General features: G+C 61.1%; 15 protein-coding genes and 1 pseudogene. 8 read left to right on the forward strand and 8 right to left on the reverse strand.

All coding sequences use genetic code 11. From position 1 onward, the window contains the following. Positions 1-26 precede the first annotated feature (26 nt). From WYH_RS12380 to WYH_RS12395, 4 genes are all read right to left on the reverse strand, one after another. The gene (locus WYH_RS12380) at positions 27-944 is read right to left on the reverse strand and encodes a ribose-phosphate pyrophosphokinase (protein ID WP_046904077.1); all 918 of its coding nucleotides are present in this window, start codon (positions 942-944) and stop codon (positions 27-29) included. Next, complete coding sequence (locus WYH_RS12385; protein WP_082347975.1) at positions 941-2,479, reverse strand: thymidine phosphorylase family protein; 1,539 nt, start codon at positions 2,477-2,479, stop codon at positions 941-943. Before WYH_RS12385 ends, WYH_RS12380 begins: the two co-directional genes overlap by 4 nt. Continuing rightward, positions 2,476-3,840, reverse strand: coding sequence for an MBL fold metallo-hydrolase RNA specificity domain-containing protein (locus WYH_RS12390; protein ID WP_053833568.1), 1,365 nt, complete (start codon positions 3,838-3,840; stop codon positions 2,476-2,478). Before WYH_RS12390 ends, WYH_RS12385 begins: the two co-directional genes overlap by 4 nt. A gap of 86 nt (positions 3,841-3,926) precedes the next feature. Next, complete coding sequence (locus tag WYH_RS12395) at positions 3,927-5,261, reverse strand: hypothetical protein (RefSeq protein ID WP_235979243.1); 1,335 nt, start codon at positions 5,259-5,261, stop codon at positions 3,927-3,929. An 82-nt stretch (positions 5,262-5,343) separates the two neighbouring features. Here WYH_RS12395 and WYH_RS12400 point away from each other — a divergent pair. Beyond that, positions 5,344-6,998: pseudogene (locus WYH_RS12400) on the forward strand (acyl-CoA dehydrogenase family protein). Positions 6,999-7,051: 53 nt separating this feature from the next. On the opposite strand, the gene WYH_RS12405 reads toward WYH_RS12400, so the two are convergent. After that, positions 7,052-9,445 carry a heavy metal translocating P-type ATPase gene (locus tag WYH_RS12405; RefSeq protein WP_082347976.1) on the reverse strand — a complete coding sequence of 798 codons (2,394 nt, stop codon included), beginning with the start codon at positions 9,443-9,445 and terminating at the stop codon, positions 7,052-7,054. Between the two features lie 85 nt (positions 9,446-9,530). Continuing rightward, the gene (locus WYH_RS12410; protein WP_046904079.1) at positions 9,531-10,460 is read right to left on the reverse strand and encodes a 1-phosphofructokinase family hexose kinase; all 930 of its coding nucleotides are present in this window, start codon (positions 10,458-10,460) and stop codon (positions 9,531-9,533) included. On the opposite strand from WYH_RS12410, the gene WYH_RS12415 reads away from it, so the two are divergent. The 5 genes from WYH_RS12415 (at position 10,459) to WYH_RS12435 (ending at position 18,038) form a co-directional block, all read left to right on the forward strand. Next, positions 10,459-11,502, forward strand: a complete 1,044-nt coding sequence (locus WYH_RS12415) for an alpha/beta fold hydrolase (RefSeq protein WP_046904080.1) — start codon at positions 10,459-10,461, stop codon at positions 11,500-11,502. The two genes, WYH_RS12410 and WYH_RS12415, sit on opposite strands and share 2 nt — an antisense overlap. Before the next feature lie 167 nt (positions 11,503-11,669). Continuing rightward, positions 11,670-13,265, forward strand: coding sequence for an L-lactate permease (locus WYH_RS12420; protein ID WP_280513197.1), 1,596 nt, complete (start codon positions 11,670-11,672; stop codon positions 13,263-13,265). Then, entirely contained in the window at positions 13,262-14,500 is a 1,239-nt protein-coding gene (locus tag WYH_RS12425) for a cation:proton antiporter (protein WP_053833570.1), read from the forward strand. The genes WYH_RS12420 and WYH_RS12425 overlap by 4 nt, the downstream gene beginning before the upstream one ends. 119 nt (positions 14,501-14,619) lie before the next feature. Next, entirely contained in the window at positions 14,620-17,040 is a 2,421-nt protein-coding gene (ppsA, locus tag WYH_RS12430) for a phosphoenolpyruvate synthase (RefSeq protein ID WP_046904081.1), read from the forward strand. Next, complete coding sequence (locus tag WYH_RS12435) at positions 17,037-18,038, forward strand: hydroxyacid dehydrogenase (RefSeq protein WP_046904082.1); 1,002 nt, start codon at positions 17,037-17,039, stop codon at positions 18,036-18,038. The genes ppsA and WYH_RS12435 overlap by 4 nt, the downstream gene beginning before the upstream one ends. Positions 18,039-18,042: 4 nt before the next feature. On the opposite strand, the gene mrdA is transcribed toward WYH_RS12435, so the two are convergent. Both mrdA and WYH_RS12450 read right to left on the reverse strand, forming a co-directional pair. Further along, positions 18,043-19,950, reverse strand: coding sequence for a penicillin-binding protein 2 (gene mrdA / locus WYH_RS12440; RefSeq protein ID WP_244877918.1), 1,908 nt, complete (start codon positions 19,948-19,950; stop codon positions 18,043-18,045). Between the two features lie 255 nt (positions 19,951-20,205). After that, positions 20,206-20,928, reverse strand: coding sequence for a lysophospholipid acyltransferase family protein (locus WYH_RS12450; protein WP_046904083.1), 723 nt, complete (start codon positions 20,926-20,928; stop codon positions 20,206-20,208). A gap of 207 nt (positions 20,929-21,135) precedes the next feature. On the opposite strand from WYH_RS12450, the gene WYH_RS16600 reads away from it, so the two are divergent. Both WYH_RS16600 and cls read left to right on the forward strand, forming a co-directional pair. Beyond that, entirely contained in the window at positions 21,136-21,729 is a 594-nt protein-coding gene (locus WYH_RS16600; RefSeq protein ID WP_082347979.1) for an RNA polymerase sigma factor, read from the forward strand. Between the two features lie 288 nt (positions 21,730-22,017). Continuing rightward, the gene (gene cls, locus WYH_RS12465) at positions 22,018-23,439 is read left to right on the forward strand and encodes a cardiolipin synthase (protein WP_158246581.1); all 1,422 of its coding nucleotides are present in this window, start codon (positions 22,018-22,020) and stop codon (positions 23,437-23,439) included. The last annotated feature ends 18 nt before the right edge of the window (positions 23,440-23,457 follow it).

Below are 23,457 nucleotides of genomic sequence, written 5' to 3' on the forward strand. Positions count from 1 at the left end.
GCTTTCGTTACGCCGAAAGGGTGGGATTAGTGGCCGGCTCCGATCAGCTCATCGTTCTGGACGCTCCATGCGCACAAAGCCTCGGCGAGTGCCGGCGAAATATCCACCGCGTTGGTTGGATGCGCGATGGCATTGACGCTGATCACGCGCTTGGCCCCGGCCTGCAGGAGCTCGTCATATGCATCGCCGGCAAAGATGGGGTGGACCACAACGCACACCGGCGGCTGTGTCCCAGCCTTCAAGAGCAGCTTGACTGTTTCGACGAGCGTTCGCGCACTAGAGGCAATATCGTCGATGATGACGGGTTGTTTGTCGTCCATATCGGGAAGGCTCCCGCCGCTGATCGCCACATCGAAGTCGCCCCAGCGTTTCTTCTCCAGAACGGCTGAAGGGATCCCTGCCCTGTCTGCGACATCGAGCACCCATTGTTCGCTCTCCTCGTCGGGCCCGATGACGAAAGCGTCCGGAATGTTGGCTTTTAGCCAATCCGCGATCGCCGGTGCTGCGGGCACGACCTTGCTCGGCACCGAATAAATCTCGTCGAGATTGTCGATGCGGTGCAGGTGGGGATCGACGGTGACGAGGAAATCGAAATAGAACGACAGCAGCCGCGAGAACGACATGGATGTGATGGCCTCGCCCGGATTGAACGCCTTGTCCTGGCGCATATAGGCTAGATACGGCGCGACGAGCGCGATGCTGCGTGCGCCCTGATCGCGCAGCGCATCCGCCGCAAAAAGCAATGGCGCGATTTTCGCATCGGGCCGATCAAGAGTGCAAAGCAGGACTACATCGCGGCCACTTACGGGTGTGGCGATCCGCAGGTAGGTTTCTCCATCGGGGAACCGGCGCGTCTCGAGTTCGCCGAGATCGGCCTCGAAACACCGGGCAAGTCCTTCGGCCATGCCCGGTGCCGCGCTAAGGGAAAAGACGACCCTGCTCATTGTGCCTCCAATCTGATCATATCGCTGTTGCGCAAAGCAAAGGCGAAAGCGTAATCAAGTTCGCCCATGCTTTCGCCGTGAATGGTGAAGAGGGGCTGGCCTTGCTCAACCAAATCGCCCGACTTCACATGCAGAGCGATACCGGCCGTCGCGCGCTGCGGTGCGCCAGCGAGTTTGGCAGTGCGCGCAAGCAGGCGGTTGTCGAAGGTGGCTACCCGTCCTGCGCGCGCGGCGAGGAATTCGCGCGTCTGGAGCGCCCGCCCTGGCTCTTTGAAGCCGCCCTGGGCCTCGCAGATAGCAAGAAATTTGCTTTCTGCGCGCCCCTCGACCAGCAATTGCGTCGCCCGATGGAGAGCATCGGAGCTTGGTGCGCCGCTCAATTCGAGGATGCCGGCAGCCAGCGCCAGCGCGCGAGCTTTGAGATCCTGCGGCGCGTCGTCGCGGTTGGCGAGGACCGCAAGGACATCATGTGCCTCCAGGGCCGGCCCGATCCCGCGTCCAACTGGCTGGGTCCCGTCGGTCTGGACTGTCGCGACGTGCAGTCCGCATTGCCGCGCCACGTTCTCGAGGAGCCCCGCAAGCGCATCGGCGTCCCTTGTGCTCCGAATCTTCGCGGTCGGTCCTACTGGTAGGTCAAGCAATACGTGCGTCGATCCGGCAGCAAGTTTCTTGGAAAGCACTGAAGCGACAAGTTGCGCATCGCTGTCAACATCCAGAGCCCGCTCGATCCGAATGAGGACGTCATCAGCAGGACTGAGATTGACGCTGCCGCCCCAAACGATGCAGCCGCCCTCTCGTTCGACCACCTTCTGCATGGCCGCCAGATCGAGCGTCACGGGCGCCATGGTCTCCATCGCATCCGCAGTACCGGCCGGTGATGTGATCGCCCTGGATGACGTCTTTGGCATCGTGAGACCGGCTGCCGCGATAATACTGACCACGATAGGTGTTGTCCGATTGCCCGGCAGTCCGCCGACGCAATGTTTATCCATCACGCGGTCGGCATTCCATTCGAGGCGGTCGCCCGCAGCGAGCATCGCTCGGGTGAGGGCAGCGGTTTCCTCTCCTTGTGCTGGCTGCGCAGCGAAAGCGGACACGAACGCGGCGATGTCGACATCCGAATACCGACCGTCCGCGATATCGGCGATAATGTGTCCTAGACGGATCTCGTCAAGCCGGTGGCCATAGAGTTTAGCTCTAACGTGGCTGAGCGACGACAACGGATGAGGATGCCTGACTTGAAGCTCGTCGCCCTCGGCGAGAGAAAGCCGTGCCATCAGCCGGTGAGGCAGGCCCACTTCATCGTCGGCCAGGAGATCATCCGTAGCCCGGTAAAGCGTCGCCAAAAGCCTTCTTCCTTTCGCGACAAGTTCCACCCGCACGCGGGCGCGAAACCCTTCGGACCGCGCAACGGGACAATCCTCATGCATGAAGATCATCGCTTCGCCATCGGTTTCGATCGGCAAAGCCCGCGCGCGCAACGGATGAGCAAGTGCATCCGTGGAGGAGGTGGGGGAAAGGATGGCCTCACTCATGAAAGGACAACCTCTTCGGCGTGCTCGGGGACGCGCGCATTCCAGCCAAGACGTTCGGTAACAAGATGTCTTAGTGTGTCGGAAGCACTGGGTTCTCCATGGGTTACGAAGACCTGCCGCGGAGAGGATTGGAAACCTTCGAGCCATCGCAGCAGCTCGTCCTGCTCGGCATGGGCCGAGAGCATGTCGAGCTGTGCCACCTCGGCGCGGATGGGGATGTAACTGCCGTGGATTTTCAGTTCGGTCGCGCCATCCCGCAAAGCTGCCCCCCGCGTGCCGCCAGCCTGAAATCCTGCGAGGATGATCGTGTTGCGGTGACTCGGCGCATAATGCTTGAGGTGGTGGAGAATGCGTCCCCCGGTTGCCATGCCGCTTGCTGATATGATGATCTTCGGCATGGCGCTGCGATTGAGCTGCTTCGAATCTTCGGCTTCGCGAACATATTCGGCAATTCCGCAGGCATCGCGGCATTGCTTTTCGGTGAGCCGGTGTTCGCCGAGATGGTCACAGAAAATCGAGCTGGCGTTCACCGCCATGGGACTGTCGAGATAGATCGGGATTTGCGGCAGGCGGCCTTGCTGCCGCAACTGACCGAGATGGTAGAGGAGCGTCTGGGCGCGCCCGATCGCGAAGGAAGGAATGATGACCGACCCGCCGCGCCGGACCGTTCTTCCGACAACGTCTTCGAGTACACTTTCAGGATCGGCCTCTCCATGATGCCGATTGCCGTATGTGGACTCGGTGACGATGTAATCGGCCTCGGGAACCGGAACAGGATCGACCATCGTCGCGCTGCCGTAGCGTCCGATGTCACCCGAGAAGACAATCTTCATATCGCCGCATTGCAGCTCGATACTTGATGCGCCGAGAATATGGCCCATCGGCCGGAAGATCGCCTTGCAATCGCGCGTAACTTCGGCCGGCTCCTGGAAGGGCACAGGCCTGAATGACTTCAGCGCGGTTTTCGCATCGGCCTGGGTGTATAGGGGCCGAGGCGACTTGTGCTTGCTGTACCCTTTCCTTTTCGCATAGCGGGCATCGGCCTCCATCAAATACCCGCTGTCGGGAAGCAGCAATTCGCACAATTTGAGCGTTGCGTGCGTGCTCAGCACGGGCCCCTTGAACCCGTCGCGTATCAGAGCTGGAACGTAGCCCGAATGATCAAGGTGGGCGTGGGTGAGAAGGACCGCATCGATTGACGCCGGATCGACCGGAAACGGCTTCCAGTTGCGCTCACGAAGCTGTTTGAAACCCTGAAAGAGCCCGCAATCAATAAGGATCCTGTGATCAGGCGTCTGCAGAAGATATTTCGATCCGGTGACCGTTCCAGCTGCTCCTAGAAAATTTAGCGTGTAGCTCACCAGACCTCTTCCCTGCCAATCGGATAGATTAGTAACCCCCAACAGACGGGAGCACGTGGCGGGAATTACAGTTTATCCTTCCGAGCTTATCGGAATCCGCAGGCAGAATCATCCGGCATGGGAAGGATCGGCGAAAAGCCGCCACCCGGGGTTCGCATATTTGTCGCCTGGCCCTGGTAGAGCCGTGCTGCGCGCAACAGTATTTCTCCGGCATAGGTATAAAGCCGGACATCCACTTTGAGCTCGACGATATCCGTCTCAAGGCGGACCTTGCGCGTGCTCGGGGGCGTAAATCGCTGCGCGACATAGCCGCCCTCGACGATTTCGGACCAGACCCGCTTCGTCAGCTTCGCTCCGCGATAGGCGGCCTTGCTGCCATATCCGCGGGCAGGTTTGAAAAACCAGTCTCGCCGTTCGGACCAGAATGTCTCGGCGTTATCACGATCGACGATTGTTGTTTTCGGCACCGCGGCGAGGATCACTTTTTGCTCGCGTTCGCTCAGCCCGCTCGAGGCCAGCCAATCCGGATCGGAAAGCAGGCAGAGGTTCCGCTTGTCGGCATAGAGCGCATGGATATGCGGATTTGGCGAGAGCACGACGCGCCCTGTCATATAGGCTTCCCGAAGGGTCCGGCTCTCCGGGCGATTGAGCGAGAAATCGACCAGGCGATTATACACAAGATCGATTTTCCTGCCCTCGAAGAGTAATCCGGCGGGGGACAGCTCGAGATCCTCAGGCCCGGCGACCACCGCTTCATATCCGTGCTCCTGCAATAGGGTCCTTGCTGCGAGAAATTCGGGAAAGAGCGGCTGTCCTTCAGGATCATCATCGACGATGGCGATGGATTCGAGCTCACCGGCACGATCCTGCGCATGCCACTCCTCCTCGAACATCCGGGAAATCCTTGTCCGAAACGTGTCCTGTGAGATGTCTGCGGCCAGAGCCGGTCGTGTTTCCCTGCAGCATTGGGTTTGCGCATCGGCAAGCAAGGCGTTCAGAAAAGCGCCGCCGGCATTGGTGTTGATCTCGATGAGCCGCGGACCGTTGGCGGTGAGATGGAAGTCGTAGCCCATAAGAACCCCTTTGGGCCCGAAATCTCGGGCGGCTGACGAAGGCGCCCAGCCCATGACAACCGAGCGGAAGGCGGGGATTCTGACGACGGCCTCGATGGCCGTCACAACCTCCGTCATGGCCGAAAGCGTAGCTGGATCGATGAATACCGGGGCGTTGGCGAAAAGGTTCGACTGGGATGCAAGGAGGGTGTCTCCGGCCCCGCGCTCGCCAAGTTCCGCATCGAGCAGAGCCGCCAGACGCTGCCGGTCGAGCGTTACGCACATGCACTCGGCATTGGCCCAGTCCGCAGCCTTGCCTTCGGCCTGTTCTGCAGCACAGCTGTCGGTCTTGTCATCGCATGGCATCATTCGGTTCCATGAATAAGGGGAAGCTAAACCACTTGGCCCAGTGAGGAGTTGCGCTTTTTCGCTGTCTCGGCGAGACTCGGATATGCCGAAAATCCCATTGCCAGACCAGCTTGCCACGCACGAGGTGCTCAATCAGCCTCCACCCCTTGTGGATTTCAACGCCTTCGAGCTCGACGTTCCTCTGCAAAGCGCACTCGAACGAAGCGGGGCGAGTGCGCATTGCGAACAATTGTCCTTGTTTGGCAAACGCATCGGCAGTTTCGAGGCGATTGAGTGGGGCGTCTTGCCAACGAAAATCCGCCAAAGCTGAAAACCTTCGACCGCTTCGGCCGCCGGATCGACGAAGTCGAGTTTCATTCCGCCTACCACCAACTCATGCGCCTCGGTCTTGAATCGGGCGTGTCGGGGGCGGCCTGGACCGCCGGACAGGCGGGTCATACGCTGCACGCTTCGCTCCTCTACCTCATGACCCAGGCCGACGCGGGCACGGTCTGCCCGATGTCGATGACTTACGCGGTCGTTCCCGCGCTCGGCGCCGAACCGGCCGTAGCCGCGGAATGGGTGCCGCGCGTCACGAGCGGCCGATATGACCCGCGGTTTATCCCGGCGGCTGAGAAGACTGGCGCGACAATGGGCATGGCGATGACCGAGAAGCAGGGCGGTAGCGACGTTCGCGCGAATACTACACGCGCGCATGCGCTCGGCACGGGGGAATATGAGCTGATCGGCCACAAGTGGTTCTGTTCCGCCCCGATGTCCGACGCCTTTCTGACCCTCGCCTACGCAGAAGGCGGTCTGACCTGCTTTCTCGTGCCGCGCTGGCGCCCCGACGGGACCCGCAATGCCATTCGCATCATGCGGCTCAAAGACAAGCTCGGCGACCGCTCCAACGCCTCGTCCGAGATCGAATATCACGGTGCCTGGGCTCGCCGTGTCGGGGAAGAAGGCAGGGGCATCCGGACGATCATCGATATGGTGCAGGGCACACGGCTTGACTGTATTGCAGGGTCCGCCGCGGGAATGCGTGCAGCTCTTACGCAGGCCGCATGGCATACGCGGCACCGCACGGCCTTCCAGCGCCAATTGGCCGACCAGCCCGCCATGCGCGGTGTTCTCGCCGACCTCGCGCTCGAGGTCGAGGCCGCGACGGCGCTGATGATCCGCATCGCCTCGGCGTTCGACGCTGCGCAGGCCGGCGACGAACGCGAAGCGGCCTTTGCGCGCCTCGCGACACCGATCGCAAAATACTAGGTCTGCAAACGTCAACCCGGCTTCGTCTACGAAGCGCTTGAGTGTCTTGGCGGCGCCGGCTTTGTGGAAGAGGGGCCCATGCCGCGCCTTTTTCGGCAGAGCCCTCTGAATGCGATCTGGGAGGGGTCGGGTAACGTGATCGCGCTCGATGCCCTCCGCGCGCTCACGCGCGAACCGCAAGCGTGGGAAGCCCTGCGCGCGGAGCTTGGCCGGGCGCAGGGCGCGCATCCGCTGCTCGATGCGGCCATCGATCGCCTCGACGGCATTCGTGTCAATGGTGTCCCCGCGGAATCCGAAGCGCGCGCCTTCGTCGAGACGGTCGCGCTGTCGCTCGAGGCAGTCTGCCTCCGCGATGCACCATCTGCCGTTCTCGCCGGGTTCTGCGTGACGCGGCTCGACCCCGACAACCGTGCGTTTCTTTATGGCGGAGCGAATGCTTCGCTTGACACCGACCGGCTGTTGGCCCGTGCCCTGCCGAGCGAATGAGGCGTCGGACGCTCTTGCAGTGAAGGACACTTGGACGGCATCAAGGCCTGAACTCAGGCACTCGCCTGACCGGTAACAGGCGGTGTGGGGGCCTCTTCGGCAAAATTTTCAGGCTTATAGCTGTCTAGGCGGGTGCGTTTGAGCAGCAGGGCATTGACCGCGACAAGGACGGAACTGCCGGACATCGCGATTGCTGCGACAGCGGGACTGATAATGAACGGATAGAAGACACCGGCGGCGGCGGGAAAGGCGATGACGTTGTAGGCGACCGCCCAGAACAGGTTCTGATGCATCTTTCGCAGCGTCGCACGCGACAGCTCGACCGCGCCGACAACATCGTAGGGATCACTTCGCATCAGCACGACGTCTGCGCTTTCCATGGCCACATCGGTACCGGCCCCGATCGCAAAGCCCACATCGGCCTGGGTCAGGGCAGGCGCATCATTGATGCCATCCCCGACCATCCCAACCCGTTTGCCTTGGGCCTGAAGCTCTTTGACCTTGTCGGCCTTCTGGCCGGGAAGCACATCGGCGAGCACGATGTCGATACCCAGTTCCTCGGCCACGCGCCGCGCGGTACCCTCATTGTCGCCGGTGAGCATGGCGACCTCGACGCCCTTGTCATGCAGCCGGGCAATCGCGGCCTTGGCCGTCGGACGCGGCGCATCGGCGATCGCGATCAGGCCTACAAGAATCCCCTGGTGAGCGACATGGACGACCGTGCGGCCCGCTCCCTTGAGTTCCTCGGCCTTGTCAGCCAGCCCTCCCAGTGAGATTGATTCTTCGTCCATCAGCCGGCGGTTGCCGAGGAAAACGGTATCGCCGTGGACCTCCGCCTGCGCCCCTCTCCCGTCGCGGTTGAGAAAATCGCGCGCTTCGGGGATCTTCAGTCCTTCGGCTTTGTCAAGGATGGCAAGGGCGAGCGGATGCTCCGATCCCTTTTCGACCGCAGCGGCCAGTAGCAACACCTGTTCGGGCATGCGGCCCTCGGCGGCCACGATATCCACGACGCGTGGTTCGCCCATCGTCAAGGTGCCGGTCTTGTCGAAGATAACGACATTGAGCTTTGTGGCGTCTTCCAGCGCCGACGCGTTCTTGAACAGAATGCCGCGACTTGCGCCGAGCCCGGTGCCGACCATGACCGCCATCGGTGTGGCCAGTCCGAGCGCATCGGGGCAGGCGATCACGAAGACCGTGATTGTCAGGGTCACGGCAAACAGCAATGTCTCACCGATCCACCAGAACCAGACAGCAAACGTTCCCAGGCCAATGACGATCGCGATCAGAACAAGCCATTGCGACGCGCGGTCGGCGAGCAATTGCGCGGGCGCCTTGGAATTCTGCGCCTCCTGCACGAGCTTCACGATTTGCGCGAGCGCCGTGTCAGCGCCGACCTTGGTCGCCCGGTAGCGGAAACTGCCGCTCTTGTTGATGGTCGCTCCGATGACCTCGTCACCGGGTCCTTTTGCGACCGGCATGGATTCGCCGGTCAGCATCGATTCATCGACCTGGGAGCTGCCTTCCAGTATCTCCCCGTCGACCGGGATTTTGTTACCCGGGCGGATGAGCACGGTGTCGCCTTCAAGGACATCGGCCGTTGGTATTTCCTGCTCCTCGCCATCGCGCAGCACGACCGCCATCGGCGGGGCCAGGTCGAGCAGAGCCCGGATCGCCGCCGACGCGCCCGCCCGCGCGCGCATTTCCAGCCAGTGCCCGAGGAGGATGAACACGAGCAGGATGGCGACCGCCTCATAGAATTGCACACCGGGAAAGAAAAATGTCGATCCGACGCTGAAGAGATAACCGGTGCCGACCGAAAGCACGACAAGCACGGCCATATTGAGAATGCCATTGCGAAGGGCGCGCCATGCTGCGACCACGAACGGCCAGACCGGATAAAGCACGGCAGCGCTCGCCAGGCCGAACAGAAAGAGCTCAAGATCCATGCCGAACGGCGGGGCAGGAGGAGTGAAAAAGCCGCCCATCGGGGAGTAGATGAAAATCGGGATCGTGAAGATGAAGGCAATCCAGAAACGGTTGCGCATGTCGCGTACCATCTCCTGCATGTCCATGCCTGCCCCGTGGCCCATTTCCTGGGCCATTTCGTCCTTCGCCCCGCCTTGGCGGTGGTCGTGGTGAACTGCCTGTTCTCCCTTGCTGTCCGCTCCGCGCCCCGGTCCCCTGCCGGATTCCGAAAGATTTGCTTCCGCCGGTTTGCAGACATGCTTCGGCATGATGCCGCCACGGCAGCGGAAACCGCAGCTTTTGATCAGGCCCTGAAGCCGCGTCCCATCGGTCTGCGCAGGGTCGTATTCCACGGTCACGCTGCCCCCCGCGGGGTTTGCAGTGGCCCGGCTTACGCCGGCTTCATGCCGCAGCTGCTTCTCCACGCCGAGGTGATCGAGTTCTTCAAAGAGATTTCCGACTTCTAAAGTGAGTGTTGCCAAAGCGAATTCCCTCGAGACTGAACCGTATTGCTTCTGGATCAAGACGGTGAGAAGTGCCGGCTCTTACAGTTGCATTCCCGCCATCCTAGCCCTCGCTGCGCGCTCTGAGTTCGGCATAGAGCCGCTCGACATCGCTGCGCTTGCATAGCGAAGTTCCTGGTGTAAGCGCCGTGGCAGCGCCAGCTGCCATGCCGTAAAGAAAGGCCGCCTCGGGAGCGTCGCCTGCGGCAAGGCGAACGGTCATTGCGGCAAGGAAGCTGTCTCCCGCACCGACGGCGCTTTGTGCATTGATCTTCGGTGCGGCGTGCATCACGGTCTTCTCGGGCGTTACAAGCATGGCGCCATCGCGCCCCAGAGTGAGAGCGAGCATGTCGAGGCCATTATCGCGCACGATGGCTTGGGCCGCCGTTTCCTGCTCTGCCGCGGTCGCCAGCCTTCGGCCGACGAGCGTTTCGAGTTCGCCTAGGCTCGGCTTTGCCAGGTGAACGCCGCCACCAATGCCATGCCGCAGAGCGTCTCCAGAACTGTCCAGCACCAGCTTGATGCCTCGGCGCTGGCAAATCGCACCGACGACGGCGTAGATATCGCTACGCAGCCCGCGCGGAAGACTCCCGCTTGCCACGAGATATTTGCAATCGAGCGTTTGCAGCGCTCGCAGGACGACTTCGCAGTCGCGTTCGGAGACTTCCGGACCCTGCGGCACGAAACGAAATTCGAGATTGGTGGACCGTTCGTAGATCGCGTGGCTGATCCGCGTGGAGCCGGAGATCGAGAAGCGTTCGGCACGCACCCTTGCTTGCTTGACGAGCTCCTGCAGCACGCCGCCTGTTGCTCCACCTGCAAGATAAAGCGCGTAGGACTGGCCGCCGAGTTCATTGATGACGCGCGCAACGTTGAGACCGCCTCCGCCAGGGTAATAATGCTCATCGAATGTGCGGATCTTGTGCATCGGCTTCACCACCTCGGCCTGCGCCGCGCCATCGATAGTCGGGTTGAGCGTCAGGGTGGCTATCATGACGAGGGAATCCTTTGTCGTTTTTACGGTCTCCCCGGTTAGGACGCGGCAGGATACGCAGCCTTACGCCGCCATGATCCGCTCGTATGCCTGTCTGGTTTCGTCGGCGCTCGTCAGGCTGAGCCGCCCGTGTAACCTTGGCGACGCCAAGGCGTCTGTCCTCGCAGGCGACCCGCGAAAAATCAGAGAAATGGTGCAAGATTTGATCCTCCCTTCAAGACGCGATCGCGACCCTGAGCTGTTTGTGAAGATATTTGGAAGCGGTGTCCGGACCCTGGTGTTCGTTGCGGGGCTGGGTGGGACCACGCGATATTGGGAGACGCGGGTAACCGAGCTTGCGCAAGAGCATAGAATTGTGCTCGTCGACCTCTTGGGCTTCGGACGATCGCCCAAGCCCTGGGTGAAGTATAGCGTCGAACGGCATGTCGATGCCCTGCAGCGCGTTCTCGCCCCTCTCGGGCCGGTAACGCTCGTTGGCCATTCGCTGGGCGCTTTGATTGCCGCAGCCTATGCGGCCAGACATACCGAGACTGTCGAGCGCCTCGTACTCATCAGCTTGCCTCACTTCGGATCGCAGGACGCGGCGTATACATATATGCGCCAGGGACCGGTTAAAGGAGGGCTCATATACACCAACGTCCTGTTGACCATGCTAGCCTGCATCATCACGCGCCGCCTGTTAGGGAGAATCCTGCCCTATCTCATTCGAGATATTCCGCGCGAGGTCGTCGAAGACCTTGTCAAGCATACGTGGAGGTCATCTACCTCGTCGCTATGGGATGTTGTCTATCGCCATGACGTTGCGGACGACCTGAGAATTCTAGAGCCCGTTCACAACGTGCTGTGTATTCATGGGAGCGATGACATCATGGCACCGCTTGCGCCGGTAAGAGCGCTGGCAGAAGCTTTCTCGAATGTGCAGCTTTGTGTCCTTGAGGGGCTCGATCATCACCCCTTTCTGCGCGAGCCGGAAAGGTGCTGTGAGCTTATCGCGAGCTTTGCCGAGCAAGCGGCGCGAGAAGCCATGCTGCCGAATGGCTGAGCCCGCCTGACTCCTTTGGCCCCGGACGGGGAGGGTCGAGCCGCGCTGATGCGCGCCGAGGGTGCCCTGCGCCTGTCTCCGCCGTAATCGCCGGCCCTCTTTCCCGTCCGATAGACGAGACGCAGTCTGACGCTGCGCACGACCGAGCGGAGGGCGACATTACATTCATCCTATTTCTTGCAGCGCTTTCGCCTCTGCTCGCGGTTTTGCTTTTCCTTGTCGGTCTGCGGATGCCCGCATCGCGGGCCATGGCACTGGCCTATATCGTAACCGCCGCTGCCGGCTATTTCCTGTGGCACATGGCGCCCCGCACAATCCTGGCCGCTTCGATCGAGGGTCTGGCGATCGCGGCCTCGGTCTTATGGATCATCTTTGGTGCGATACTTCTCTTGAGGCTCCTTACCGAAGGCGAGGCGATGTCACGGATACGCGAAGGATTCGCGGCCATATCGCCGGAACCGCGGGTCCAGCTTATCGTCATAGGCTGGACCTTGGGTGCCTTCCTCGAAGGCGTCGCCGGTTTCGGCACCCCGGCCGCCATTACCGCTCCGCTGCTTGTGGCGCTTCGTTTCACACCCATGGCAGCCGTGTCACTTGCACTGATTGCCAATAGCAGTCCGGTAGCCTTCGGTGCGATCGGCACGCCGGTAGCCATCGGGCTACGCGAAGGACTCCGTCAACCTGCCGCAGATGGCGGGCTCGATAGTCTGATTGAAAACTCGGCGCAGATGGCAGGCGCTATCGATCTCGCTACCGGCTCGCTCGTCCCGTTCGCGCTCATCCTTCTCTACTCGCGGTTCTTTTCCGAAGAACGAAGCTGGTCCAGTGCGCTGGGCTATTGGCGGTTCGCTCTGTTTGCCGGTCTGGCTTACACCATACCTGCCTTTATCGTCAGTGCGACGCTAGGACCGGAACTTCCCGCGCTTGCCGGCGCGCTTTGTGCCATCGTGCTCGTGGTACCAGCAGCACGGCAAGGCTTTCTCATTCCCCGCTCGAGCGGGGCTGATCCGGGTGCGCCGATTGCCGCAGAACCGTCACGCGTTACACTGAAGCGAGCCTGGGCACCCTATCTCTTGCTCGCCGCGCTCCTTCTCGTGAGCCGCGCAGATCTGTTGCCGGTCAAACAGGCCTTGCAGGACGTCTCTTTTGCCTGGGATTCGGTTCTGGGGACGCAGATCAACATAGCGCTTGCGCCGCTATATTTGCCTGGTTCGATGTTTTTGATCGCGGGTCTCTTGGCCGTCTGTATTTTGCCTCTCGACAGTGAGCGTCTACGCAGCGCTGGCCGGGACACTCTGAAGATCACGGCCGCAAGCGCGGTGACGCTTGCGGCGGCGGTCCCGATGGTGCGCGTCTTTGTGTATTCGGGAATCAATTCGGACGGTCTGCCCAGCATGCCAATGGCGCTTTCAGTTCTTTCGGCCGATGCCGCCGGACAGAACTGGCCGGTGATTGCACCATTCATCGGAGCGCTGGGCAGTTTTCTCTCAGGAAGTGCGACCTTCAGCAATATGACATTTGCGCTGTTTCAACTCACTGCAGCCAATCAGGCTGGACTGCCCCCGGAAACCGTCCTTGGCGCCCAGATCCTTGGCGCGAGCGCGGGGAACATGGTGTCGGTAGTCAATGTGGTAGCAGCTGCAGCCGTCGTCGGCCGTGTCGGGCGCGAGGGAGAGATCATCCGGGTCACGCTCGTACCCATGCTCGCCTATACTGCCGCCGTTGGCCTTGTCGCAGCTGCCGCAATCGGGTTCGCACGATGATCGAGCATATGTTGCATCTCATTCTCCTGCTTCTGGCGGCGAGATCCTTCGGCGAGATCGCAACGCGTCTCGGCCAGCCCGCGCTGGTGGGGGAGATCGGTGCCGGGCTAGCACTGGCGGTCTTGGCGGCCTCCCTCAACGCTCCGTTTTTCGCCGAATTGTCGCGCAGCGCGTTTCTCGACCTTGCCGCCGAGTTCGGAATTTTCTTCCTACTGCTGCTTGCTGGCCTCGAAATCGCCCCTGCAGAGCTGTTCAGACATTCGGGCCGCTCGGTTGCCGTGGCGCTCGGAGGTGTTCTGTTGCCACTCGCTCTGGGTATGGCGCTCGCGTGGTGGGTGCTTCCCGACAACCCGATGAAATTTGTCCAGGCTCTGCTGGTCGGCGTTGCATTGTCAATTTCTGCGGTCCCTGTCGCCATCGGCGTGTTCATGGATCTCGGCATGGTCCACACCCCAACTGGTCGCACGGTGATCGCCGCTGCAATTCTCGACGATATCATCGGACTTGTGCTCCTCGCAATTCTGACAGGCGCCATTGCGGCAGGTTCCGTCCCGGGGATTGGGGCGATGTTGCCGCTGCTTGGCAAAGCCGCGCTGTTCTTCCTCATTGTCGCTGGCACGGGCTATTTCGGGGCGCCGAGGATCGCCAATCTGATCTCGTGGCTGCGGATTCCCGCCCCTGAGTTTACCGCGCTCATTCTGACAGCATTGGGGTTTGCAGGGCTGGCCGAACTGCTTGGCATGGACTTCATCATCGGAGCCTTGGCCGCCGCCCTTCTGTTCAACGCCAAGAGCCTGGGTCAAGCCTCTTTCGCGCGCCTGAAAGCAACGGTCAGCGATCTCACGATGGGCTTGCTGGCCCCGCTCTTCTTTCTTTCGATCGGCATTCGCGTCGATTTCGCGGCCCTTGCCATCATTCCTGGCATCGTGCTGGCGTTGATCCTAGCCGCACTTATGGGCAAGATCATCGGCGCCGGGCTTCCTGCTCTGCTTTCTGGTCTTACCCGCAAGGAGGCGCTCGGGGTCGGGTTCGGCATGAGCGGCCGCGGCGCGGTTGAATTGATCATCGTGAGTATCGCGTTGGAAGCAGGACTTTTCGATTATCCCGGCCCGGTCGTGGCCAATCTCTTTTCCGCTCTCGTCCTCATGGCGCTCGTCACCACGATTGTCACGCCTATCGGACTGCGCTGGCTTTTTCGCGAGCGCGGGCAGCAGGGCTGTAATCGGCCAGGCTGAAAACCGTCTCATCATATGGACGATGCTTCGGCGGCGGCGGGTAAGATTTAGCCCCAATCGAGGCAACGTCCACGTTCGACCACAGCCGAGCACCGCTCGCGAAAGACCCGGAGATTTCGATGCCCGACGCCCTTATTGCCTGGTTTGAGGATATTGGACGCGGCGACGTCGCCATGGTTGGCGGAAAGAATGCTTCGCTCGGTGAGATGGTCAGCGCGCTGTCGAAGCGCGGTATCAGAGTGCCGGGAGGCTTCGCCACAACGGCGCAGGCCTATCGTCACTATATCGCGGCCAACGGCATTGAACCCGAAATGAGGCGCTGGATCGAGGCGCTCGCTGTCGGGCGCGCCTCGCTTCAAGTGGCAGGTGCTGCGATCCGGCATGCGTTTCTGGAAGGGGCGTTTCCACCGCAGATCGAGGCGGCCATCGGTGAAGCCTATGACGCTTTGTCTGCGCGCAGCGAACAGGATGCGGTCAGCGTCGCGGTCCGCAGCAGCGCGACAGCGGAGGATCTTCCCGAAGCGAGCTTCGCCGGGCAGCAAGAGACCTTTCTCAATGTCACCGGCAAGCGCGCACTTCTCGATGCCTGCCGGCGCTGCTTTGCCTCGCTCTTCACCGACCGGGCGATCAGCTACCGTCAGGCACAAGGTTTCGACCATATGGATGTTGCCCTGTCGATCGGAGTTCAGCGCATGGTGCGCTCGGATCTCGCTGGATCAGGGGTCATGTTTTCAGTTGATACCGAAACGGGTTTCCCCGACGTGATCGTGATAAGTGCCGCCTGGGGGCTTGGGGAGACTGTCGTCCAGGGCTCTGTCGATCCTGACACCTACCGTGTCTTCAAACCCTTTCTCGAACGTGCCGACACGGCCCCGCTTATCGAGCGCAGTCTTGGAGCCAAGGAGCGCAAGATGGCCTATGCGACCGGCGGCAGCGTCAGGACGTTGACTAAGAGAACCACGCGCCGCGAACGCGAGACCTTCGTCCTGTCCGACGACGAGGTTCTTGAGCTGGCGCGCTGCGCCAAGACCATCGAAAAGCATTATGGACGCGCGATGGACATGGAGTGGGCGAAGGATGGTACATCCGGTGAACTCTTCATCGTCCAGGCCCGGCCGGAAACCGTTCAGTCGGGCAGGACAGCGGGAAAACTGACGACCTACCGGTTGAAACAGCACGCCGAACCGCTGCTTACGGGCGCGGCGGTTGGCGAGGCGATCGCCACCGGGGAGGTTTGCGCGATCCGGGACGCCTCGCAGATCGAGGCCTTTCGAGATGGTGCAATCCTTGTAACAGGCATGACCGATCCGGACTGGGTGCCAATCATGAAGCGCGCAGCGGGTATCATCACTGATCACGGCGGAACTACCAGCCACGCAGCGATCGTTAGCCGCGAACTCGGCGTGCCGGCCATCGTTGGGACACAGACAGCGACGCGCAGCCTGCAGGACGGGCAGCCCATCACCCTGTCATGCGCGGAAGGCGACCGCGGTGCGGTCTATGAAGGGACGCTCGAGTTCGAAACCATCGAGTTCGACCTGGCGGATCTGCCCGAGACCGAGACCGACGTGATGCTCAATATCGCGAGTCCGGCCGCCGCCATGCGCTGGTGGCGCCTCCCTGCGCGCGGTGTAGGCCTCGCGAGGATGGAATTCGTGATCAACCACCTGGTCAAAGTTCATCCGATGGCGCTCGTCGCCCCGGAGAAGGTCACGAGCGAGGATGCGAAGCTCGCGATCGCCGAGCTTACGCGCGGATATGCCGAGCCGACCGACTATTTCGTCGACACGCTTGCGCTCGGCATAGCCAAGCTCGCGGCCCCGTTTCATCCGCAGCCGGTGATCGTCCGGCTCAGCGACTTCAAGACAAACGAATATGCTCATCTTCTCGGAGGAGAGGCCTTCGAACCGGATGAAGAAAATCCGATGATCGGATGGCGCGGCGCCTCGCGCTATTACAGCCCCGGTTACAAGGCAGGTTTCGCGCTCGAATGCCGCGCTTTGCGGCGCGTACGCGAGGAGATCGGCTTTGAGAATGTCATCATCATGGTGCCATTCTGCCGTACGCTCGCCGAAGCCGATCGGGTCCTTGAAGTGATGGCGGAAAACGGTCTCGAACGAGGCCGAAACGGTCTCCAAATCTATATGATGTGCGAGATTCCGGCGAACGTCCTGCTCGCGGAGGAGTTCGCACAGCGCTTTGACGGATTTTCGATAGGTTCCAACGATCTCACCCAGCTCGTGCTCGGGATCGACCGCGATTCCGAGCTTCTCGCCGATCAGTTCGACGAACGCAACGAGGCGGTAAAACGGGCGATTGGCGAAGCCATTATCAAGGCGCACCAGGCCGGGATAAAGATCGGAATTTGCGGCCAGGCACCGAGTGACCATCCCGAGTTTGCCGGTTTCCTGGTCGATTGCGGGATCGACTCCATTTCGCTTAACCCCGACAGTTTTGTTGCCGCAGTCAAGGTGGTCGCTCAAGCCGAGGCCATGTCGGATAAAGGCCGAGCACAACCGGCTGAGGGTTCGCCAACATGAAGGTCGTCATCTTCGAGGCCGAGGAATGGGAGGCGCGGGCATGCCGCGCACTTTCCGGCAATCACGAACTCACTTGTGTCAAGGAACGGCTGACATCTGATAACGCGGCAAAATACAGCGATGCCGAAGTGATCAGCACATTCATCAATTCACGGCTCGATGCAGAAGTCCTGCGCCACTTCCCCGAGCTGCGGCTGATCGCCACCCGCTCGACCGGCCACGACCACATCGATCTGGCCTGGTGCGCCGCAGAAGACATCGAGATCGCCAACGTTCCCGACTATGGTGATGTTACTGTAGCCGAGCACAGTTTTGCCTTGATGCTGGCGGCAGCGCGATATCTCGTTCCGGCGGTCGAACGTACACGGCGCGGAAATTTTTCACAGGATGATCTGCGCGGTATCGAGCTGCGCGGGAAGACCCTTGGCGTCGTCGGGACCGGCCGCATCGGGCGCCGCGCGATCGAGATCGCGCGCGGGTTTGGCATGAATGTCGTAGCGTTCGACGTCGATCCGGATAGCTCTGCGGCAGCAAATCTCGGCTTTACCTATTTGCCTTTCGCCGAACTCCTTTCCCAAGCCGACATCGTCACATTGCATCTGCCGGCAACCCCTCAGACCCAGGATCTCCTGTCCGATGCCGAGTTCGCTGCCATGAAGACCGGCGCGCTCCTGATCAATACGGCGCGCGGCAACATCGTCAGCGTTCCCGCTCTGGTGCGCGCGCTGGCGGAGGGGAAACTCCGCGCCGCTGGCCTTGATGTGCTCCCGCAGGAGCCGCTCGTCCGTGAAGAGGCAGAAGTGTTTCGCGGACCGCCGCTGGAGAAGGAGAATTTGGAGGCCCTCGTGGCCAATCATGTGCTACTGCGCTTTCCGAACGTCATCGTGACTCCGCATGTCGCCTATAACACGCATGAGGCGGTCGCGCGCATCATCGAGACGACAATTGAGAATATCGAAGCTTTTGCAATGGGTTCGCCGAAGAACCTCATTGTTTAGGGGGTCAGTCGCTCGGTGTGCGGGCGGCGAATTCTGCCGCTTCGCGCGCCATTCGCTCCTCGATTCCGCCACCCCAGCCATTCTCCAGTGATGCCAGGCGCTTCATGGCTTGCCGTTCGTCAAACAGATAGAGCAGCGTATCGCTTGCGATGGGATAGGCCGCTCCAGACCCTCCGCCATGTTCGATTACCACCGCCACCGTATAGCGGGGCCGGTGAACCGGCGCATAACCAACGAACAATCCATGATCGCGCAGCTTCCAGGGGAGAGAGGCATTGGAGCGGACGCCGCGGCGACGTTCGGCCATCGTGATGCGGCGAACCTGCGCGGTGCCCGTCTTGCCCGCCAGCTTGATGTTCGGAAGGGGAAGGCGGGCGCGGGTTGCGGTGCCCTGGCCATTGACAACATCCTCCATTCCCTGGCGGACGATCGCAAGCATTCGGGGGTCAATTTCGAGTGGTGCGGCAGGCGCCTCCTTTGCGGCAAGTAGCTTGGGATGGGTTTTCTCACCGGCGGCAAGCCGCGCCGTCATGACCGCAAGCTGCAGCGGGTTGGCGAGCAGATAGCCTTGCCCGATTGTCGCATTGACAGTGTCATAGGCTTCCCAAGGCTCGTTGTATCGTCGCCGTTTCCAGGCAGGATCGGGGACAGTGCCGTAATACTGATAGGGAACCGGCAAGCCTAAAAACCGCTCGCCAAGCCCAAAACGTCTGGCCATGTCGGCAATTGGCTGAATGCCCACCCGAATGCCCATGACATAGAAATATATGTCACAGCTTTCTGCAATCGCCCGGTTCATGTCGACTACACCGTGGCCACTACGGCGCCAGCAATGGAACGTGCCGCCGGCAATGTTGATCCGGCCGGTACAAAGGACGGTTTCGTCTGGGTCGATGTTCTCATTCAGCAAAGCCAGGGCCGTGATCGGCTTGATGGTCGATCCGGGCGGATAAAGTCCCTGGAGGGTCTTGTTTCTGAGTGGAACGCGTTCGTCTTGCGACAGCATGTCCCATTCGAACTGGCTGATCCCATCCGAAAAACTGTTGGGATCGTAGGCTGGCATCGAAGCCATAGCGAGAACGCCGCCGGTGACCGCGTCGAGCACCACGACCGAGCCGGACTGGGTGCCCAGTCGCCGCGACGCATAGGTTTGAAGCCCACCATCAATGGTCAATTGTACGCTTTTACCTATAGTGTCGGATCGGACCTCTAGCTCGCGTACGACCTTGCCCGTGGCTGTCACTTCGGCCCGGCGCGCGCCGGGCTTGCCCGTCAAATGCTCGTCGAGCGTCTTCTCGAGCATATCCTTGCCGACTTGCATGCCCGGAACCATTAGCAAGGGATCGCCGGTTTTTTCATACTCCTCGCGGCTTGGGGCTCCGACATAGCCGAGCAAGTGAGCTGTCGCGGCTCCTGCTGGATAGTGCCGCGAAAACCCTCTCATCGGGGATACGCCGGGGAGGTCGGGAAGGCGTACATTTACAGCGGCATATTGGTCCCACTCGACATCGCTCGCAACCCGCACGGGCTGGTGATCCAATGCTTGTTCGAGGTCGGTCTTGAGGCGGTCCGTCTCATCGGCGCTAAGATCGAGCAGCTCGGCAAGCTGCTTCAGGACCTTATCGGCGTCCTCGAGGCGATCGGGCAGGAGATCGATCATGAAGACCGATTTGTTGCTGGCGAGGGGGACGCCCGTGCGATCAAGCAGCAATCCGCGCCTCGGCGGGATCAGGCTCAGCTGAAGCCGATTGCTCTCGGAGAGCAGTTGCCATTTTTGGTTTTCGGCGATCGCAAGCCAGGCGAGCCGGCCTGCCAACACACCGCCGAGACCGAGCTGCACCGCGCACAAGATTGTCGCCCGGCGAGAAAACTGCTGCTCCAATATCCTCTTGTTCGTTGGCGGTTTCGCCACACACACTGCTCCTTATTGCAAGACTCCCGGTTTTGATTGTCCGTCCAGACCGGCTCCTGGTGCGCGCTGGCCTGCCCGGGCGGCACCTCATTCGGATAAACAGACGCGGGGCGCGCTTGGTGATTACGAGAACGTCGCCGACGGCGAAGTTCAGAACAAATGGGTGTTGCCTCTCGCAATGAGATGCAAGATCATGTTCATGGGAGCGCAGGCCTCCTCATCCTCATAGGGATCCGGGCCCTTTCGGCGGTCAGTCTAGGCCTTGTTCAGATTGGCGACTTCGACCGCGAGGGACCGCTGTGCCTGCGCGACAAGAACTCCATGATCGGTAGCAGGTGGGATCGGCGGGAGTATCGAAACGGTAATCGATCCAGGATGCAGCCGCATGCCCTGCCGCCAGAGCCGGCCGGCATCGTGGGCAACGATTACTGGGGGTATCGCCAGATTTCGATAGAGCAGTTCCACTCCGCGCTTGAATTCGATCGGGCTTCCCGGCTGCTTGCGTGTGCCTTCGGGGAAAATGAGCACCGAGCGACCCGCCGCTACTTCCGCGCGGCAGGCCGCAAGCATTTCACGCAGCGCCCGCGCCGACTGAGCGCGATCGACCGGGATCATGGGGGAGTTCTTCAGGAACCATCCTATCACAGGCAGCGCCAGAAGCTCACGCTTGGTGACAATCGCCACGTCAGGGAAGAGAACGAGTGCGGCAAACGTTTCCCAGGCCGATTGATGGTTGGCGATGATGAGGACGGGACCCTCGGGCAGGTTAACGCGTCCCCTTTCCGTATAGCGGATTCCGGCCAGCGCAGCGAGGAGACAGAGAAGGCCGCGCGCCCAAATCCGGGTGAGCTGCCGAATGATCCGCGGCGGACGACCCAGAAGAACCAATAGCGGGATCAAGGGCGCAAAAAGGAGAGTCCACACCGCCGCCGACACTGCAAAGGCGAGACTTCGCGTAGTGGTGATCAGGCGGCTCATCGGGTTTTCTCGTCTCGGTGCAGAGGATTTCTAAACGGGCTGAAACAAGAGACGGGGCACGGCAGCTCGGCTTACAGGACGAAGCGCATCAGCGCGTTGTTTCCCGGCCGGAACCTCTCATCATCCGCCGAAACACCAAAGAAATCTGAGGGGCGGGGCCTCTCCCTGCGTATTCCAAGTAGGTGGAACTTCGGTGGGGAAGAACTCATGCCATTATCTTACGCCGCACAATCAGAGGATATTGTTGCCGAAGAGCAGGAGCGTTCCGAACCTGAGAACCGGCGAGAGACGAACAGAGAGATTATTGAGCGGGTTCTTGTTGGCGATTATGTCATCTTCCGCCGGCTTGCTCTCAAGCGTCTGCGCGACCGCCTCGCGGCGGATGATGTCCTTCAGTCCTTCTGCGTCAAAGCGCTTGAGCGCGCGCATCAATTGCGCGATGAAAATGCCGTCCACGGATGGCTGCGGCGCCTCTTCGAGACGACGTTGCTCGACCATTACCGGGCCTCGGCGCGGCTCAACGCCAAAACGACCCCGCTTGAACCCGGCGGCCCACCCTTGGAAGAAATCTTGGGAGAAAGTTTATCGGTCGATGAAAGCGAGGTGGTCGAGGAGGTATTGGCGACGCTTCGGCCAGCCTATACGCAAATCATCCGGCAAATGGACCTGGGGCGGGACGAGCCTTCAGTCATCGCTTCGCGCCTCCACATTTCGCCCAACAATCTCGCCGTAAGACTCCATCGTGCCCGCGGCGCATTTCGCGATGCTTTGGCCGACACCCCTATTGCTTTGCAAACTTGAGGAGCCGACGCGCTCGTGTGGGCGGGCAGAGACTATGTCATGCCTATTCAGTGAGACCGAAACGAGGTCTGCGCTGTAATAGCAGGCGCGCTCCCGCGTCTATGTACATGCATGCGAGCTCTAAGGGTCGAATTGTCGGGACCATTTGGCTGCGTAAAAGCCCGAACCCGCCAAGCTCGTTGCCGCGGCGATGCCTCCAACCCCGCGCCTCGGCAGTGCGGCACGCCGTGATCCTCCCCCCTCCTACGGCGTGCCGCCATTGCTTTCCGACAAGCGGGAGCAAGACCGGTGTCTGATACGCTCTTGCTATTCCTCACGCTGGATTGGCTCGCGCGGTTTGCTATCTTCGCGGTGATCATTTTCAGCCGACCAGCGGTTGGCGCACAGGGCTGGCTCGCGCTGGTTCTCGTCTTCCCCATTCCAGCCATTCTCGTTGTTCTCTGGGCGTTCCGTCCGCTGGCAACGGCGCGCAGGCGTGCGCGTTTTGCTGAAGCGCGAAGGCAGCTCAAGATTGCGCGCCGCCAGATCCTGATGTCGCAGCACTGCTCACCGCCGCAGCTTCCCGCGCATCTTGTTCGGGCAGCGCAGCTCATCGAGCGGGTCAATTTGTTCCCTGCGGTGGGTGGAAACAACATCGAAGCGCTAGCGGATTATCAGGAAGTGATCGACCGTCTCGTGGCCGACATTGGCACGGCCCGGCACCATGTTCATCTCACGACCTACATCTTCTCCGACGATGCTGTGGGCAACCAGATCATCGCGGCGCTCGTGGCTGCCGCAAGCCGCGGGATAGAATGCCGGGTTCTGATCGATGCGCTCGGTTCCTATTGGTGGTCCCGCCGGATCATTCGAAAACTCAGGAGCTGCGGGATAACGGTGCGCCGCGCGCTGCCCGTATCGCTAACGAACATGGAGGCCCTGCGGCCCGATCTGCGCAATCATCGCAAGCTCGCTGTGATCGACGGACGGCTCGGATATATCGGCTCGCAGAACGTCATCAGCGCCGAGCTACCGGGAGGTCAGCGCAGCAAGGAATTCGTGGTGAGGGTCAACGGACCCGTCGTGCTCCAGATGCAGGCGCTCTTTGCCAATGACTGGTTTTTGGAATCCGGCGATCTGTTGAGCGACGGGGCGCTCTTTCCGCATGAACGGTCCGCAGGGGCGGCGCGCGCACAATTGGTGGCTGGCGGACCCGAATATCGGCGCTCTGTCATCCGGCTGCTGCTCGATGCGCTGGTGCATACGGTCGAACACCGTCTGGTCATCACGACCCCCTACTTCGTGCCGGACGAAGCGCTCCTGCTCGCGCTCGAAGGGGCCGCCGCCCGCGGTGTCGAGGTCTGCTTGATTCTACCGAAGAAGGGCGACCATCGTCTGGTCGATCTGGCGCAGCGCTCTTTCTTCGATCGAATGCTGGAAGCGGGCATCGACATACACCTCTATCATCGCGGCTTCCTGCACGCCAAGCATGTAAGCGTCGACGATGACCTCGTCCTTGTCGGTTCGATGAACATCGATTTGCGCTCGCTGGAGTTGAACGGAGAAGCTGGCCTCCTCATCTATGATCAGGACACAGTCGCGCGCCTGCGCGAAGAGGAGGCGCGCAACATTGCGGGGAGTGAGCGCTTGGTTCGCGCCGAATGGAATGCCAGACCTGCGCTTGCCCGCGCTGCGGAAAATGCAGCACGGCTCTTTAGCCCGCTATTATAGGATCAACTTTGCTTTGCA

Source organism: Croceibacterium atlanticum (assembly GCF_001008165.2).
GTDB classification, from domain to species: Bacteria; Pseudomonadota; Alphaproteobacteria; order Sphingomonadales; family Sphingomonadaceae; genus Croceibacterium_C; species Croceibacterium_C atlanticum.

Excerpts from the sequence above, each read along its gene's own strand:
- WYH_RS12380 (WP_046904077.1), bottom strand. The coding sequence starts at position 944 with ATGAGCAGGGTCGTCTTTTCCCTTAGCGCGGCACCGGGCATGGCCGAA.
- WYH_RS12385 (WP_082347975.1), bottom strand. The coding sequence starts at position 2,479 with ATGAGTGAGGCCATCCTTTCCCCCACCTCCTCCACGGATGCACTTGCT.
- WYH_RS12395 (WP_235979243.1), bottom strand. The coding sequence starts at position 5,261 with ATGATGCCATGCGATGACAAGACCGACAGCTGTGCTGCAGAACAGGCC.
- WYH_RS12415 (WP_046904080.1), top strand. The coding sequence starts at position 10,459 with ATGACGAGGGAATCCTTTGTCGTTTTTACGGTCTCCCCGGTTAGGACG.
- WYH_RS12410 (WP_046904079.1), bottom strand. The coding sequence starts at position 10,460 with ATGATAGCCACCCTGACGCTCAACCCGACTATCGATGGCGCGGCGCAG.
- WYH_RS12425 (WP_053833570.1), top strand. The coding sequence starts at position 13,262 with ATGATCGAGCATATGTTGCATCTCATTCTCCTGCTTCTGGCGGCGAGA.
- ppsA (WP_046904081.1), top strand. The coding sequence starts at position 14,620 with ATGCCCGACGCCCTTATTGCCTGGTTTGAGGATATTGGACGCGGCGAC.
- WYH_RS12435 (WP_046904082.1), top strand. The coding sequence starts at position 17,037 with ATGAAGGTCGTCATCTTCGAGGCCGAGGAATGGGAGGCGCGGGCATGC.
- WYH_RS12450 (WP_046904083.1), bottom strand. The coding sequence starts at position 20,928 with ATGAGCCGCCTGATCACCACTACGCGAAGTCTCGCCTTTGCAGTGTCG.
- WYH_RS16600 (WP_082347979.1), top strand. The coding sequence starts at position 21,136 with ATGCCATTATCTTACGCCGCACAATCAGAGGATATTGTTGCCGAAGAG.